A 15,840-nucleotide genomic window follows, 5' to 3' on the forward strand; every position below is an offset into this window, starting at 1 on the left:
CCGGGCGATCCAGTATTCCAGACACAGCAGTGATTGAGCCGAGAAGCCGCTGCGTACTGGATGCCCCGCCTTCGCGGGGCATGACGGAGAAATGTAACTACGCCCGCGGCGCGCAGCGGACGTAGACCATGTTGCCGTAGCGGGTGGCGGCGTCCTTGTCGATGAAGCGGGTGATCAGGACGCGGCCGTCGAACGAGACGATCTCGCGGTCCTGCTCGCCAGGGGTGGGACCTGCCGGTCCGATATAGTTCTTGCCGCTGGGCGAGCCCTTCAGCCGCAGTTCCTGGGGCGTCGCCTGGTCGGCCAGATGCATGATCACGCCGCCGGAGGAGCCGGCGGTGATCACGTAGGGATTCTTGCACTGGGCCCGGGCGGCCGCCTCGGTGCGGGTGCGGTCGGCCGGGTTCTGGAACGAGGCCAGGCCCCAGCGGCCGACGATCTCGTCGGCGCGAATGGTCGCAGGCATTTCCGGGGCGACGCCCGGCTCGGCGTCGGGCGGCGGCGAGGACGACGAAAAGGACGGCAGGCTCATGCCGCCGCCGCAGGCGCCCAGCAGCAGCGCCAGACAAGAGGCGGCCGCCAGATTGGCAACCGTGCGCGCGTGAGCTGAACTGATCATGGCATTCCCCCGAACAAGACCATGGCCGCACCCCTCCTGCAGCCAAGCGCAAAACCGCTGCCGGAGCAATGACGTCCTTTAATACGTCGGCGCCCCGAACAAGTTTCCAATGCCACCATCCTATATCCGCCTCACCAATCGCTTAACCACCTTTGCTTGACAGGATCGCGGCCAAGCCATATTTCCCAGCCCACTATTAGCACTCGGAAAGCCCGATTGCTAAGCGCGCCGTTCGATCCTCGGGATAGGGGGTGGACGGAAGCGCCGCCCCACCCACTTTCCACTACTTCCGAAGCGAGCCTCCAAAGGGAAACGTCATGGCTAAATCCAAATTTCGTCCGCTGCATGACCGTGTCGTGGTCAAACGTATCGACGCCGAGGAAAAGACCAAGGGCGGCATCATCATTCCGGACACCGCCAAGGAAAAGCCGTCCCAGGGCGAAATCGTCGCCGTCGGCCCCGGTGGCCGTGACGAGGCCGGCAAGCTGATCCCGATCGACCTCAAGGTCGGCGACCGCGTGCTGTTCGGCAAGTGGTCGGGCACCGAGGTCAAGATCGACAACGAAGATCTCCTGATCATGAAGGAGTCGGACATCATGGGCGTTATGGCCTAAGGCCGTCCGCCTGAACGGCCGCTGAATGTCATGCCCGGATCCGAGCGATCCGGGCATCCATGCTTCCGCACAAGAAGATGGATGGCCGGGTCAAGCCCGGCAATGACGAAGACAGCGCCGTACAGCACGAAACAAGACACAGCACGAAACACGAGGGATTGCAGATATGGCTGCCAAGGACGTCAAGTTTTCCGGAGACGCGCGCGATCGCATGCTGCGCGGCGTCGACATTCTCGCCAACGCCGTCAAGGTGACGCTCGGCCCGAAGGGCCGCAACGTCGTCATCGAGAAGTCGTTCGGCGCGCCCCGCATCACCAAGGACGGCGTCACCGTCGCCAAGGAGATCGAGCTCGAGGACAAGTTCGAGAACATGGGCGCCCAGATGGTCCGTGAGGTCGCCTCCAAGACCAACGACCTCGCCGGCGACGGCACCACCACCGCGACCGTGCTGGCCCAGGCCATCGTGCGCGAAGGCGCCAAGGCGGTTGCCGCCGGCATGAACCCGATGGACCTCAAGCGCGGCATCGACACCGCGGTTGCCGCCGTCATCAAGGACATCGAAAAGCGCGCCAAGCCGGTTGCCGCCTCCTCCGAGGTCGCCCAGGTCGGCACCATCTCCGCCAACGGCGATGCCGCCATCGGCAAGATGATCGCCCAGGCGATGCAGAAGGTCGGCAACGAGGGCGTCATCACTGTCGAGGAGAACAAGTCGCTCGACACCGAGGTGGACATCGTCGAGGGCATGAAGTTCGACCGCGGCTATCTCAGCCCCTACTTCGTCACCAACCCCGAGAAGATGACCGCCGAGCTCGAGGACGCCTATATCCTCCTGCACGAAAAGAAGCTCTCCGGCCTGCAGGCCATGCTGCCCGTGCTGGAAGCCGTGGTGCAGTCGGGCAAGCCGCTCGTCATCATCGCCGAGGACGTCGAAGGCGAGGCGCTGGCCACCCTGGTCGTCAACCGTCTCCGTGGCGGCCTCAAGGTCGCTGCCGTCAAGGCGCCGGGCTTCGGTGACCGCCGCAAGGCCATGCTCGAAGACCTCGCGATCCTCACCGGCGGCCAGCTGATCTCCGAAGACCTCGGCATGAAGCTCGAGAACGTCACGGTGAAGATGCTCGGCCGCGCCGGCAAGGTCGTGATCGACAAGGAGAACACCACGATCGTCAAGGGCGCCGGCAAGAAGCCGGAGATCGAGGCCCGCGTCGGCCAGATCAAGGCCCAGATCGAGGAGACCACCTCGGACTACGACCGTGAGAAGCTCCAGGAGCGCCTCGCCAAGCTCGCGGGCGGCGTCGCGGTGATCCGCGTCGGCGGCGCCACCGAGATCGAGGTCAAGGAGAAGAAGGACCGCGTCGAGGACGCGCTCAACGCCACCCGCGCCGCGGTGCAGGAAGGCATCGTCCCCGGCGGCGGCGTCGCGCTGCTCCGCGCCAAGAAGGCTGTGGGACGCCTCACCAACGCCAATGCCGACGTGCAGGCCGGCATGAACATCGTGCTGAAGGCGCTGGAAGCTCCGATCCGCCAGATCGCCGAGAACGCGGGTGTGGAAGGCTCGATCGTGGTCGGCAAGATCCTGGAGAACAAGTCCGAGACGTTCGGCTTCGACGCCCAGAACGAGGCCTATGTCGACATGGTCGAGAAGGGCATCATCGACCCCGCCAAGGTGGTGCGCACCGCGCTGCAGGACGCCTCCTCCGTGGCCGGCCTGCTGGTGACCACCGAAGCCATGGTCGCCGAGGCGCCGAAGAAGGACGCTCCGCCTGCCATGCCGGCCGGCGGCGGAATGGGCGGCTTCTAAAGCCCATCCTCACCCGACACCATCGCGAAGGCCGCCTCCGGGCGGCCTTCTTTTTTGCCGACGATGGGCTCCGCTTTCCGATTCAATCCACGGCCAAAACCCACTACGGTGGCGCCGATTCTATTGTTTGAGCAGAATCTTTTCGGAAAGCCGCTTCGCACTTTTCCGGATCATGCTCATTGCTCGAGGATTTCGTCGATGCGCGCGCTTCTGGTTTGTTCGACAGCCCTGTTGGCCGTTCTGCTGGCAGCTTCGCCTGAAACTGCCTCCGCCCAGATGAAGCTGTCGCCCAAGGCCGCGTCGCCCGGCGGCGTGGAGACGCGCTATTTCACCTCGATCGACGGGCTGATGGACGGCAATGCCGACGTGATCCTGAAGGAGACGCGCCAGGGCAAGACGGTCACGGCAGCGGTGCTCGACGTCTGTTACCCCGTCGCGAAGAATTCCGACCGCAAGGACCGCTTCGTCGTCAACCTCCAGGTCGCGGGCCAGACCCTGACCGGCACCACGCAAAGCGTCGGCGAGAAGGCGCCCGTCAGCGTCAAGCTGCTGCGCAAGCAGAGCGGGGACACGTTCGAATTCCGCGGCCAGATCAGCATCGGCCAGGTGGTGACCGAGGTCACCTCGCCCGACAATTCCGATCTCAGCGAGAAGGAATTTCAGGACAACCAGACCTCCGACGACGGCATCACGCCGCAGCCGAAGGATTTCACCGACGTCTCGCCGGAGGCGATCGCGGTCAAGGTCAAGCTCGATGCGGCGACCGATTTCCTGAAGAGCCTGAAGGGCCAGGATGTCGAGGTGACGCTGGCGAGCCTCACCGTTGGCTGCGATGCGTTGCGCGCAGGCGAGCAGACCATCAACATGTCGGTCGATCCCGAGCGCGCCGGCGCGCTGCTGGCGAAGTTCAAGGCGACGCCGGGCGTCACCGCCGCCGGCTGGACCGCGGGCATGACCGAGATGGACCGTACCATCCGCTTCACCGCGGCCGACTGGCGCGAGGGCGACAAGATCAACCGCACCAAGCTCGCGACCGCCGTCTCGAACGTCCTGAGCCGAACGCTCGCGGCAAAGCCGGTCTCGCAGACTTTCAGCCCCGCCACGGGCAAGCTCAAGCTGGTCTTCAAGCGGCCGAACCTGGATTTCCCGGCGCTCGAGCTGACCGACACGATCGAGATCACGGGGCTGGTCTCGCCCGACAAGCCAGGCAGCACCGACAAGCTCATGCTCTGGATCGGCAGCCCCGCGACGACGACCGCCGACGAAGGCACCGGCGCCAAGCTCAATCTCTCCGACGACGCCTCGGTCGACGAGGAAGGCGAGCAGCCCGACGATAACGGCTCGATCGAGGCCCTCGCCAAGGAGCTTAAGGGGCAGCGCTGGGACGCCGACAAGTCGGTGTGGAAATAATGTAGCCACCTACTCGGTGTCATCGCCCAGCTTGACCGGGCGATCCAGTAATCCGAGACGGAAATGATTGAAACGGTAGGCCGAGGCGTACTGGATTCCCCGCCTTCGCGGGGAATGACAGCTGCCCTAATTCCCCGTCGTCCGAAAGCGCAGCGGCTTGGGGCCGATCAGCGTCAGCACGTCGCCCTGGCGCTTCCAGGTCTCGACGCTGGAGAGCGCTGCGAGGAGATCGTCGTCGGCCTGCGCTCTCGCCGGCGGGCAGTTGCGGTCCTGGATCTGGCCGGGAACGAAGATGACGGTGTTGCCGGCGACCGAGAACTGGCCCTTGCCGCCCTTGCACCAGAGCTCCAGCAACACCTCGCCGTGATCGCCGATCTCGATGTTCGGAATCCGCTTGGAGCCCGCCTGCGGCAACGCTTCCAGCGTCATCTCGCTGCCGAACGGAAAACCGTCCTCGGCACGCGCGACCGTGGATATCGCGAGCGTTGCAACCGCCGCACACACCAATTGCTTGAGCGAAACCATGAGACCTCTCGTCCGACGTGATTTGCGGCACCTTCTATAAGACGGCGGCGCCATTGAGAAGGTTCGCTCATGGCAGATACGAAAATCCCCGCGGAGGGCGAACCCCGCGGGGATTTGCATCGAAGCCGGTCCTGGCGCGTTACTTCAGGACGAGCGCCGTGAACGGGTAGACATAGGCCTGCAACGTCACGAGCACACCGACCAGACAGGCCAGTACGATCGAGTGCCAGAACACGAAGCGCAGGATCGTGCCCTCGTGGCCGTACCAGTTGGTGGCGGTGGAGGCGACTACGATCGACTGCGCGTCGATCATCTTGCCCATCACGCCGCCGGACGAGTTCGCCGCCGCCATCAGCACCGGCGACAGGCCGAGCTGCTCGGAGGTGATCTTCTGCAGGTTTCCGAACAGCACGTTGGACGCCGTGTCCGATCCCGTCAACGCCACGCCGAGCCAGCCGAGCAGCGTGCCGAAGAAGGGATACAGCACGCCGGTTGCGGCGAACGCCAAACCAAGCGTCGCGTCGACGCCGGACAGCCGCGTCAGGGTGCCGATCGCGAGCATCGCCGAGATCGTGATCAGCGAGATCGCGCAGAGCCGGATGGTGCGGCCGTACTCGGTCAGGAGCCGGCCGGGACCGACGCCCATCAGAACACCGGAGATGATCGCCGCGATCAGCATGCCCGTGCCGGTGAAGGACAGGTAGGTGAAGCCGAACACCGCGCTCTCTTTCGTCGGCCCTGGCGCGACCGGTGGCATCTTGTTGATCATCTGATGCAGCTCGGGCACCGGATAATTCCAGACGAAGATCGAATTCGCCCAGGTCTTGAAGGCGCCGTTGCCCCAGATCAGCATCACGATGCAGACGATGATCCACGGCAGCAATGCGCTGAACAGCTCGCCCTGCGTCAGCGGCGTCTTGTCGAGCGGTTTCGCCGCCGCCATGGTGGCCGCCGACTCATCGCGGCCGCGCAGCGCCGGCGACAGCCAGAGCTGCCTGGGCTGCCAGACCTTCAGGAACAGGATCAGCGCTCCCATCGAGATCAGCGACGCTCCGATGTCGACGATCCAGGGATTGATGTGGTTCGAGATCACATATTGCGGAACCGCGAACGACACGCCGGTGACCAGGATCGCCGGCCAGACATCCTTCATGCCCTTCCAGCCCGCGAACGCCCACACCACCCAGAACGGCACGATCAGTGAGAAGAACGGCAATTGGCGACCGACCATCGCGCCGAGGATGTAGGGATCGAGCCCGGTGACCGAAGCAAGGCCCTGGATCGGCGTGCCCAGCGCGCCATAGGCGACCGGCGCGGTGTTGGCGATCAGCGACAGGCCGGACGCGGCAAGCGGCGAGAAGCCGAGCCCGATCAGCACCGCACCGGTGATGGCGACCGGCGTGCCGAAGCCCGAGGCGCCCTCGAAGAATGCGCCGAACGAGAACGCGATCAGCAGCAATTGCAGTCGCCGGTCCTCGGTGACGCCGCCGATGGCGCGCTTGAGCAATTCGAAGCGGCCGGTGCTCACCGTCACCTGATAGAGGAAGATGACGTTGAGGACGATCCAGCCGATCGGGAAGAAGCCGGTCACGATGCCCAGCACCGAGGCGCGGATCGACATGTTCGCCGGCATGGTGAAGATGAAGATCGTGATCAAATTGGCCACGATCACGGCGATGATCGCCGCGATATGCGCCTGAACGCGTCCGCTGGCGATCAGGACCAGCAGCGTGACGACGGGCACCGCCGCCGCGATCGTCGACAGCACAGGGCTGTGCAAGGGGTCATAGACTTGATTCCACATGGTCTTCCTCCCCCACGCATGTTTTCGGCAGACGGCCCGCGTGGAGAGCCGATCCTGCTTGACGCTGAAGCGATAACCCCCGAGCGGGACGCGAATTCCTCGCGAATGCGGCGGTTCCCGTTCCCGCTCACAAGGTCGCGAAATCCCGGAGCACCCCTACCCCGCGCCGTCGAACGCCATGCTAGGGTTGCGAGGTGCGACAAGACAACGCAAATTGCAGACCTTGCGACTTTAGTCTAAGCGCGCCGCTTTCTGCCATGGCTTCAAGTCCTTGGCTCCGGGCATTTGTCCACAATCCCCGAGGAGATCCCGCTCTGTGAAGAACATCAGCGCCACGCTCGCGATCGTCTGGCGAATCGCCGCTCCCTATTTCCGATCGGAGGATAAGTGGGTCGGCCGCACCCTGCTCGCCGTGATCGTTGCGATGGAGCTGGTGCTGGTCGCGATCAACGTGCTCCTCAATCAATGGCAGAACCGGTTCTACAGCGCGCTGCAGGCCTACGATTTGCCCGAGTTCATCAAGGAGGTCTGGATCTTCCTGGGCCTTGCCTTCACCTTCGTCGCTCTGGCCGTCTACAAGCTCTATCTGAACCAGTGGCTCCAGATCCGCTGGCGGCAATGGCTGACGCAACATTATCTCGGCGAATGGCTCGACGGCGCCACGCATTACCGCATGCAGCTCAAGGGCGACGCCGCCGACAATCCGGACCAGCGCATCACCGAGGACGTCAAGACCTTCGTCGAGCAGACGCTGACCATTGGCCTTGGCCTCCTGTCCTCGGTCGTGACGCTGGCCTCGTTCGTCGTCATCCTCTGGGGCCTGTCCTACAAGGCGCCCTTGTACATTTACGGCACCGACATCGTCGTCCCCGGCTTTCTGGTCTGGTGCGCGGTGGCCTATGCGATCGTCGGTACCGCGCTGACCCACTGGATCGGCGCCCCGCTGATCAACCTCAATTTCGAGCAGCAGCGCTTCGAGGCCGATTTCCGCTTCAACCTGATCCGCGTGCGCGAGAACTCCGAGCAGATCGCCCTTCTGAAGGGCGAGGGCGCCGAGCGGGGGCGCCTGTTGCAGCGCTTCGGCTTCGTCATCGGCAATTGGTACGAGATCATGAGCCGGACCAAGCGCCTGACCGCCTTCACTGCGAGCTACGGCCAGGCCGCAACGATCTTTCCCTATGTGGTGGTGGCGCCCGCCTATTTCGCCAAGCGCATCCAGCTCGGCGACATGATGCAGACCGGCTCGGCGTTCGGCAGCGTTCAGGACGCGCTGTCTTTCTTCGTCACGGCCTACCGCTCGCTCGCCGAATGGCGCTCGGTCATCGCCCGTCTCGACGGCTTCGAAATGTCGGTCGGCTCCGCCGCCCAAGGTGCGGCGCTCGAGCCGACCATCGAGGTGGCGCCGTCCAACGGCAAGGCCATCGCGCTCGAGCAGTTGCTGGTCAAGCTGCCGAACGGCGCACCTCTGGTCGCAGCCGATGCCTTCACGATCCAGCCCTCGGAGCGCGTGCTGGTGACCGGCCCCTCGGGCTCCGGCAAGTCCACCCTGTTCAGGGCGATCGCGGGCGTCTGGCCGTTCGGCACCGGCACGGTCGCCGTCCCCGAAAAGTCGAAGCTGATGATGCTGCCGCAGCGGCCGTATTTCCCGATCGGCCCGCTCGGCGACGCCGTCATCTACCCCGCCGAGCACGGCTCGATCCCGCCCGAGAAGATTCGCGAGGCGCTGGCCGCCGTCGGCATGCCGCGCCTTGCGGAGCGGCTCGACGAGGACGGCCACTGGAACCGGACCTTGTCGCTCGGCGAACAGCAACGCCTAGGCCTTGCCCGCGCGCTGCTCCACGTGCCGGACTATCTGTTCCTCGACGAGGCGACGGCCTCGCTGGACGAGCCGTCCGAGGACCGGCTCTATCGTCTGCTGACCGAGAAGCTGCCCCAGGCCACCATCGTCTCCATCGGCCACCGCTCGACGCTCGACGCCTTCCACACCCGCAAGGTGTCGCTGGTGGAGGACGGCGACATCCACGTGCTTGGCAAAGCCAAAGCGCCGGCGCAGGAGCCGACCGCGGCGCGCTGAGGCCAACGCTGTGTGGCCGCTGGTCATCGAGGTCGAGCCATCGCCCCACTCGTCATGCCCGGGCTTGACCCGGGCATCCACGCCCTTTCTCGGCTCGGAGCGACGTGGATGGCCGGGTCAAGCCCGGCCATGACGGCGTGGAGACAAGCAAAAGGGCGGCAGATTGCTCTGCCGCCCTCGTAAGTCGTCTCGGGACAAAACTTACTTCAGGTTGGTCATCGCCGTCAGGTCGAACGAGAGCTTGGCGATGCCGGCAGCGCCGCACCACTTCGAGCCGACGCCCGAGGGATTGATGCTGCTGAAGCTGCCGCTGAAGGTGGCGGTGTTGTCGCTGGTGAAGGCGTTGCAATTCGCCTTCGAGAGATCGGTGTCGGAGTAGCGGAGATCCAGCGTCGCGACCTTGTAAGTGAAGCCGACGCCGATATTCCAAGTGTTGTAGTCAGCATATTTGATGCCGTTCGGGAACGGGCCGCCACCCAGCGGGCTGGCGATGCCGGTGCCGTAGAACGAGTCGGACGTGCCGAACCACTGGCGGCCGAACTCGCCGGACACATACATGCCGACACCGCTCGAACCGAAGGTCGCGCTCGGCGCCGTCCACTTGGCCGTGATCGAGGTGTAGTTGCCCCAGGCGCCCGTGTTGAGGAAGTTCGGCGAATAGTATTCGTTGAGGCCGACGCTCCAGTTGTCGTTGATGGTGTAGTTCACCTTGCCGTAGACTTCGAAGAAGCTGACGTCCTTCTTCATCACGTTGCCGTTCAACAGCGCGTTGGCGGCGCACTCGGCGCTGAGCGGATTGCCGGCGGTGTCGGCGGCGGCGCCGTAGAAGCAGGTTCCGCCCGGATAGAGGTAACCCCAGACACCGATGTCGAAGGCGAAGGCGCCGAAGGTCGGGCGGATACCACCGTAGATGTCGATCTCGGCCGCGGCGCGGTTCGGGAAGGAGATGCTCTCACCGGCCACGCCCACATAGAGCTGCAGGTCCTTGGTGACGTTGTAGCGCGGCTCGAAATAGGCAGCGACCGACGGCTTGTGGTTCGACTGGGTGATACCGCGGAAGACGTAGTCGTTCATGATCGCGGCGCCGAAGGCGACATCCCAGGGGTCGAAAGCGGGCGGCGGCGGGGCTTTCATTGCCTTCACGTGCATGTCTGCTGCGAAAGCCGAGCCCGTCGTCACCATTGCCAGCGCCGTTGCCAACAAAGCCACTTTTTTCATTTCAATCCCCATCACCAGTTCTTGCCAGTCGGTCCCGGAAGCCCCCCGGGGCCAAACGACCTGCGTGCAAAATTACGTTACTGCGACAATCTGGATTGAGGGACGTGGACCGTGAAGCAAAAATCGCGGGCAACTGCCGCCTTTTTGGGCGTTTCAACGATTCCACGAAAGGTTGTCAGGCTGTGTGTCTTCTCGATCACATTATTTGCATTCCAAAGTGCACTGCGACTCCGTGCAAGTACGGGGAGGCCCGCCCGGCGTGGCAGCCGGGCTACGAATCAATCGGGCACGGGAAAGCAAGGGCTTCCGAGCGGGCGGGACGATGCAAAAAGGCCGCAGCGTTACCGCCGCGGCCCTGTTGTTGACGATCAAGGTCGCTGGCCGGGAGCTAGCTCTGCCCCTCGGCCGGCGCCGCTTCCGCAGAAGACGAAGGCATCGCCCAGCTTGTCTCGGCTGCCGGCTCGGGAGCCGGAGCCGCCGCCGCCGGTGCTGACGGCTTCGGCGCGGGAGCTGCCTTCGCCTTCCTCGGTGCCGCTTTCTTTGCGGCCTTCTTCGGTGCGGCCTTCTTCACGGCCTTCTTGGCCGACTTTTTCGCAGCCTTCTTGGCGGCCTTCTTCGGAGCAGCCTTCTTCGATTTCTTCGAAGTTTTTTTGGCAGATTTCTTCGCGGACTTCTTCGCGGATTTCTTGGCTGCCTTCTTCGCGGTCTTCTTCGCCGCTACAGCCTTCTTGGCCTTTTTGGCCTTCTTGCTTTTCTTCTTCTTCGCTTTCGCCATCGTGGTCCTCCTGTTGCCGCCGAACAATGGTCGATCGGGCGTCTTCAGTCGTCACCCCGGGAGGACAGTTGAGGCCCTGAAAGCTCAACCTTGCGCATTCAGTGCCGGCCGCGACCCGCCCGTAGCCCAATCGAGAAGCTCAATCGTGTGTACGACCGGAACTGACGTGCCACTGGCAATCTGCACCATGCAGCCGATATTGCCCGCGGCAATCATGTCCGGCTTGACGCTCGCGATGTTGGCGACCTTGCGATCGCGCAACCGGCCCGCAAGCTCGGGCTGGAGAATGTTGTAGGTCCCCGCCGAACCGCAACACAAATGGCTCTCCGGCACATCTTTCACCACGAATCCATTCTTGGAAAGCAATTCTTTCGGAAGGCTCGTGATTTTCTGCCCGTGCTGCAACGAACATGCTGAGTGATAGGCGACGACGATGTTGTCCTGTCGCGCGGTCGGCTCTATCCCGAGGCCGGCGATGTATTCAGTGATGTCCTTGGCGAGCGCGGACATCGTGGCTGCATCGGCAGCGAAGGCCGCATCCTCGCGCAGCAGATAGCCGTAGTCCTTGACCACCGTGCCGCAGCCGGACGTGGTCACCAGGATCGCGTCGAGCCCCTCGCCGGCCGCTTCCTTGCGCCACGCCGCGACGTTGGCGCGCGCCCGCCCCAACGCATCCTGATCGTTGCCGAGGTGATGGGTCAGCGCGCCGCAGCACTGCTCGTCCCTGACGAGGACGACCTCGATGCCGTGGCGGGTGAGCAGACTGATGGCGGCCTGGTTGATGCGCGGCGCCAGCACCTGCTGGGCGCAGCCCTGGAGCAGCGCGACCCGGCCGCGCTTCTTGCCCAGCGCTGCGAACACGCTGCCCGGCAGCGCGCCGGGCGGCGGCAGCCGGTTTGGGGCCAGCGCCAGCATCGCCTTGAGGCGCTGGATCAGGCCGGGCGTGGCCGAGGGCCGCGGGGTCGGCAGGAACACCGCGAGCGGCCGGGCCAGCCGCGCCAGCACCATGCTGATGCGAAATCGCTGCGGGTCCGGCAGGACGTAAGCCAGCACCTGGCGCAGCACCCGCTCGGCCAGAGGCCGCTGGTAGCGCTGCTGGATCCGGACCCGGGCCTGGTCGACGAGGTGCATGTAGTTCACCCCCGAGGGGCAGGTCGTCATGCAGGACAGGCACGACAGGCAGCGGTCGACATGCTTGACAACCTCGGCCGTCGGGGTCTGGTCCTTCTCCAGCATCTCCTTGATCAGGTAGATGCGCCCGCGCGGGCTATCGAGCTCGTCGCCGAGCAGCACATAGGTCGGACAGGTTGCGGTGCAGAAGCCGCAATGGACGCAGGCGCGCAGGATCTTGTCGGCTTCGGCGATATCGGGATCGGCGAGCTGCGCCAGTGTGAATTCGGTCTTCATGCCGATGCGCCCCGGCTCAAGCGTCCCCGGTTGAGAACGGTCTTCGGATCGAAGCTGGCGCGCACCCGCTCGCTCAGGGCGGCAATGCCCGATGCCTGCGGATGGAACACGTCAACCTCGCGCCTGACATCCTCGGCCGCCCGGATCAGCATCGCATGTCCCCCGACCGCATTGGCGTGCGCGCGCACGGCCGGACCATGCGCATCGCCCTTCGGCGGCAATGCCGCCCAGATCAACCCGCCGCCCCAATCGTAGATCACATCGCCCCCCGTCTCGCGCGCCAATTGCGTGCCGAGTGCCGCGCCCGAGGCCGGCGGACAGACGATCCGCCACACCTGCCAGGCGCCGAGCGCGCCGCCGGCGGCGAAGGGAAGCACGTCGCGGATCGTGGCCCACAGCGACGCGGAGGCCGCGTCCTCGACCAGCGCCGCGGCTCCGAACGGCGCCAGCAACTCGCGCAGCGAGCCGGCGCGGTGGGCGGCGGAGGCCGTGATGCCCTCGAGCCGCAGCGCGGTCAGCGCCTCGCCCTCCCCTGCAAGGTCGCCAAGCCCGTCGGTCTTGGCACGGAACGCTGATTTCGGCAGATGTGCAGCACCTGAGACGTCGAAGGGCGAGCCGAGCGCCGCGGTCATGGCCTTGTTGGCAACGACATCGTCAAGCCCGCGCAGCAGCAATGTCCGCTCCGATTCCGGCTTCGGCATCACCTTGAGCGTCACCTCGGTCATCACGGACAGCGTGCCCCAGGATCCCGCCAGCAGCTTGCAGAGGTCGTAGCCGGTGACGTTCTTCACCACCTTGCCGCCGGTCTTGAAACTGTCGCCAAAGCCGGAGACGGCGTGCGCCCCGAGCAGGTGGTCGCGTGCCCCGCCCGCCCTGATCCGCCGCGGGCCGGCGAGCCCTGCTGCGATCATCCCGCCGATGGTGCCGCGCGCTGGCGTGCCGAGCAGCGGCGCGGTGTCCATCGGTTCGAAGGCGAATTGCTGGTTCTTGGCATCGATCAGCGACAGCACGTCGGCGAGCGGCGCACCGGCCTGCAAGGTGATGATCAGCTCGTTCGGCTCGTAGGAGGTGACCGAATTGAGCCCGGAGAGGTCGAGGACGGCATTGGTCGCCATCGCATGGCCAATGCCGCGCTTTGAGCCATGACCGATGATCTCGAGCGGCTGCTCATTGGCAATCGCCGCGCGCACCACCTCTTCGACGTCTTTGGCGTCTCTGACTTTGAGCGTATCCACGAGTGAGCCGGTATCCAAGTTTAGAACGAAAAGCAATTCGACGCTTGCCGCGATCGCGCTAGAACCGCGGCAGGTCCGGGAAGGCCAGCTTACCGGCATGGACATGCATGCGGCCGAGCTCGGCGCAGCGGTGCAGGGTCGGAAATACCTTTCCGGGATTGAGCAGGCCCTGCGAATCGAAGGCGCATTTCAACCGCTGCTGCTGGTTAAGGTCGATCTCGCTGAACATGTCCGGCATCAGGTCGCGCTTCTCGATGCCGACGCCGTGCTCGCCGGTGAGCACGCCGCCGAACTCGACGCAGGCGCGCAGAATGTCGGCGCCGAAGGCTTCGGCGCGCTCTATCTCGCCGGGCTTGTTGGCATCGTAGAGGATCAGCGGATGCAGATTGCCGTCGCCGGCGTGGAACACGTTGGCGCAGCCGAGCTGGTATTTTTCCCCGAGCTCGCGGATGCGCGCCAGCGCCTTCGGCAGCGCGCCGCGCGGGATGGTGCCGTCCATGCAGAGATAGTCGGGCGAGATGCGCCCCACCGCCGGGAACGCGGCCTTGCGCCCGGCCCAGAACAGGTTTCGCTCGGCTTCCGAGTTGGAGATTTGCAGCGTCACCGAGCCGCAGCCTCTCGCGATGGTCTCGACCCGCGTGATCAGCTCGTCGACCTCGATCTTGGGCCCGTCGAGTTCGATGATGAGCAGCGCCTCGACGTCGAGCGGATAGCCGGCGTGGACGAAGGCTTCGGCGGCGTGGATCGCCGGCTTGTCCATCATCTCCATGCCGCCGGGAATGATGCCGGCGCCGATGATGCGCGCGACGCATTCGCCGGCGGCCTCGACTTCTGCGAATCCGACCATCAGCGCGCGCGCCGTCTCCGGCTTCTGCAGGATGCGCACCGTGACCTCGGTGATGACGCCGAGCAGGCCTTCGGAGCCTGTGATGACGCCCATCAAATCGTAGCCGGGATTCTCGCACCCCTTGCCGCCGATGCGCAGGATCTCTCCGCTCATCAGGACGATCTCGCAACCGAGCACGTTGTTGGTGGTCATGCCGTATTTGAGGCAGTGCACGCCGCCGGAATTCTCCGCGACATTGCCGCCGATCGAGCAGGCGATCTGCGAGGACGGATCGGGCGCGTAGTAGAAGCCGGCATGAGCCACCGCCTGGCTGATGGCGAGGTTGGTGACGCCGGGCTCGGTGACGACGACGCGGTTGTCGAAATCGATCTCGCGGATGCGCTTGAACTTGCCGAGGCCGAGCAGCACGCCGTCTTCCAGCGGCAGCGCCCCGCCCGACAGCGAGGTGCCGGAGCCGCGCGGCACCACCTTGATGTTCTGCCCTGCACAATATTTCAGGACGAGCGAGACCTGCTCGGTCGTGTCGGGCAGCACCACGACCATCGGCGGCTGCCGATAGGCCGTCAGCCCGTCCGACTCGTAGGCCCGCATTTCCGCCGGCGTATCGATCACCCCCTCCCCGGGCACGATTGCACGCAGCGCAGCAACAATTTCGGCGCGCCGCGCCAGCACGGCCTGGTCGCTCGCAGGCATCATAATGGCCATGATTTATCCTTCCGGCTGACGCCGCACGATCAAATTTGTCTCGGCAAATCAATCACGTCCGTGCCCGTTTGGGTAGGCCATCCGAAAGTCGGAGCGACCATCTCGAGCCAGTTCGCTCTGGGACAAGTCGGAAATCATGAAACCTGTCATGGTTTGGTGGCTTGTCCAAGCCGAGCAGGCCTGCCAAAACCGGCAGGTCGGGCGATTGCCGATCAGGCAAGAGACTGACCAGGCCAGACCCTCCAGGGAAGAGACGAAGAGCATCCGATGACAAAACTGACTTTTGGCGCACTGACGATCCTCACCGTGATTGCCACCGCACCCGCCGCCATGGCGCAGGATGCCGCAGCCGGCAAGACATCGTTCAACAAATGCCTGGCCTGCCACGCGATCGGCGAAGGCGCCAAGAACAAGGTTGGCCCCGAGCTCAACGGCCTCAACGGCCGCAAGTCGGGCACGGTTGAAGGCTACAGCTACTCCGACGCGAACAAGAATTCCGGCATCACCTGGAACGAGGCCGTGTTCAAGGAGTACATCAAGGATCCCAAGGCCAAGATCCCCGGCACCAAGATGGCCTTCGCAGGCATCAAGAACGAGACGGAGATCAACAATCTCTGGACCTACGTCTCGCAGTTCGACAAGGACGGGAAGATCAAGCAGTAAGCCTGCACAAGGCAGCCGCTGCAGCTTCGGTTCCGATCGAATCGGGACCGAGGCTGCAGCTTTTTGTTTTGGGGCAGCTGTCGACGCGTCATTGCGGCGAATGTGGCGCACGCTCTCTCAACGTCATTGCGAGGAGCCCTTGCGAC

13 protein-coding genes are annotated in these 15,840 nt (G+C 64.6%); 5 read left to right on the top strand and 8 right to left on the bottom strand.

Features of this window, described 5'->3' with window-relative positions; translation table 11 throughout:
* Positions 1-97 precede the first annotated feature (97 nt).
* Positions 98-619: a hypothetical protein gene (locus QRQ56_RS36365; RefSeq protein WP_438746435.1), complete on the bottom strand. Its 522-nt coding sequence runs from the start codon at positions 617-619 to the stop codon at positions 98-100.
* Between the two features lie 317 nt (positions 620-936).
* On the opposite strand from QRQ56_RS36365, the gene QRQ56_RS36370 reads away from it, so the two are divergent.
* The 3 genes from QRQ56_RS36370 (at position 937) to QRQ56_RS36380 (ending at position 4,441) form a co-directional block, all read left to right on the top strand.
* Entirely contained in the window at positions 937-1,233 is a 297-nt protein-coding gene (locus QRQ56_RS36370) for a co-chaperone GroES (RefSeq protein WP_092229977.1), read from the top strand.
* Between the two features lie 166 nt (positions 1,234-1,399).
* Entirely contained in the window at positions 1,400-3,031 is a 1,632-nt protein-coding gene (gene groL, locus QRQ56_RS36375) for a chaperonin GroEL (protein WP_438746437.1), read from the top strand.
* A gap of 198 nt (positions 3,032-3,229) precedes the next feature.
* Positions 3,230-4,441, top strand: a complete 1,212-nt coding sequence (locus QRQ56_RS36380; RefSeq protein ID WP_438746438.1) for a hypothetical protein — start codon at positions 3,230-3,232, stop codon at positions 4,439-4,441.
* A 126-nt stretch (positions 4,442-4,567) separates the two neighbouring features.
* On the opposite strand, the gene QRQ56_RS36385 is transcribed toward QRQ56_RS36380, so the two are convergent.
* Positions 4,568-4,966: an META domain-containing protein gene (locus QRQ56_RS36385; RefSeq protein WP_438746440.1), complete on the bottom strand. Its 399-nt coding sequence runs from the start codon at positions 4,964-4,966 to the stop codon at positions 4,568-4,570.
* Between the two features lie 139 nt (positions 4,967-5,105).
* The gene (locus QRQ56_RS36390) at positions 5,106-6,770 is read right to left on the bottom strand and encodes an L-lactate permease (protein ID WP_438746442.1); all 1,665 of its coding nucleotides are present in this window, start codon (positions 6,768-6,770) and stop codon (positions 5,106-5,108) included.
* Positions 6,771-7,086: 316 nt separating this feature from the next.
* Between QRQ56_RS36390 and QRQ56_RS36395 the strand changes: the two genes are divergently transcribed.
* Positions 7,087-8,844, top strand: a complete 1,758-nt coding sequence (locus tag QRQ56_RS36395) for an ABC transporter ATP-binding protein/permease (protein ID WP_438746443.1) — start codon at positions 7,087-7,089, stop codon at positions 8,842-8,844.
* Positions 8,845-9,045: 201 nt separating this feature from the next.
* On the opposite strand, the gene QRQ56_RS36400 is transcribed toward QRQ56_RS36395, so the two are convergent.
* The 5 genes from QRQ56_RS36400 to QRQ56_RS36420 form a co-directional block, all read right to left on the bottom strand.
* Positions 9,046-10,062, bottom strand: coding sequence for a TorF family putative porin (locus tag QRQ56_RS36400; protein WP_438746445.1), 1,017 nt, complete (start codon positions 10,060-10,062; stop codon positions 9,046-9,048).
* Positions 10,063-10,430: 368 nt separating this feature from the next.
* Complete coding sequence (locus QRQ56_RS36405; protein WP_438746446.1) at positions 10,431-10,925, bottom strand: hypothetical protein; 495 nt, start codon at positions 10,923-10,925, stop codon at positions 10,431-10,433.
* Positions 10,922-12,244 (bottom strand): glycolate oxidase subunit GlcF, encoded by a 1,323-nt coding sequence (gene glcF, locus QRQ56_RS36410; protein ID WP_438746447.1) that lies wholly within the window; start codon positions 12,242-12,244, stop codon positions 10,922-10,924. Before glcF ends, QRQ56_RS36405 begins: the two co-directional genes overlap by 4 nt.
* Entirely contained in the window at positions 12,241-13,479 is a 1,239-nt protein-coding gene (locus QRQ56_RS36415) for an FAD-binding protein (protein WP_438746449.1), read from the bottom strand. The genes glcF and QRQ56_RS36415 overlap by 4 nt, the downstream gene beginning before the upstream one ends.
* A 58-nt stretch (positions 13,480-13,537) precedes the next feature.
* Entirely contained in the window at positions 13,538-15,031 is a 1,494-nt protein-coding gene (locus tag QRQ56_RS36420; protein WP_438746451.1) for an FAD-linked oxidase C-terminal domain-containing protein, read from the bottom strand.
* 267 nt (positions 15,032-15,298) lie between these two features.
* Between QRQ56_RS36420 and cycA the strand changes: the two genes are divergently transcribed.
* Positions 15,299-15,694 (top strand): cytochrome c-550 CycA, encoded by a 396-nt coding sequence (cycA, locus tag QRQ56_RS36425; protein ID WP_438746453.1) that lies wholly within the window; start codon positions 15,299-15,301, stop codon positions 15,692-15,694.
* Positions 15,695-15,840: the final 146 nt, after the last annotated feature.

Source organism: Bradyrhizobium sp. U531 (assembly GCF_051710265.1).
Lineage (GTDB): Bacteria > Pseudomonadota > Alphaproteobacteria > Rhizobiales > Xanthobacteraceae > Bradyrhizobium.

Coding starts and splice junctions, on each gene's coding strand:
- QRQ56_RS36365 (WP_438746435.1), bottom strand. CDS start 619: ATGATCAGTTCAGCTCACGCGCGCACGGTTGCCAATCTGGCGGCCGCC.
- QRQ56_RS36370 (WP_092229977.1), top strand. CDS start 937: ATGGCTAAATCCAAATTTCGTCCGCTGCATGACCGTGTCGTGGTCAAA.
- groL (WP_438746437.1), top strand. CDS start 1,400: ATGGCTGCCAAGGACGTCAAGTTTTCCGGAGACGCGCGCGATCGCATG.
- QRQ56_RS36380 (WP_438746438.1), top strand. CDS start 3,230: ATGCGCGCGCTTCTGGTTTGTTCGACAGCCCTGTTGGCCGTTCTGCTG.
- QRQ56_RS36385 (WP_438746440.1), bottom strand. CDS start 4,966: ATGGTTTCGCTCAAGCAATTGGTGTGTGCGGCGGTTGCAACGCTCGCG.
- QRQ56_RS36390 (WP_438746442.1), bottom strand. CDS start 6,770: ATGTGGAATCAAGTCTATGACCCCTTGCACAGCCCTGTGCTGTCGACG.
- QRQ56_RS36400 (WP_438746445.1), bottom strand. CDS start 10,062: ATGAAAAAAGTGGCTTTGTTGGCAACGGCGCTGGCAATGGTGACGACG.
- glcF (WP_438746447.1), bottom strand. CDS start 12,244: ATGAAGACCGAATTCACACTGGCGCAGCTCGCCGATCCCGATATCGCC.
- QRQ56_RS36420 (WP_438746451.1), bottom strand. CDS start 15,031: ATGGCCATTATGATGCCTGCGAGCGACCAGGCCGTGCTGGCGCGGCGC.
- cycA (WP_438746453.1), top strand. CDS start 15,299: ATGACAAAACTGACTTTTGGCGCACTGACGATCCTCACCGTGATTGCC.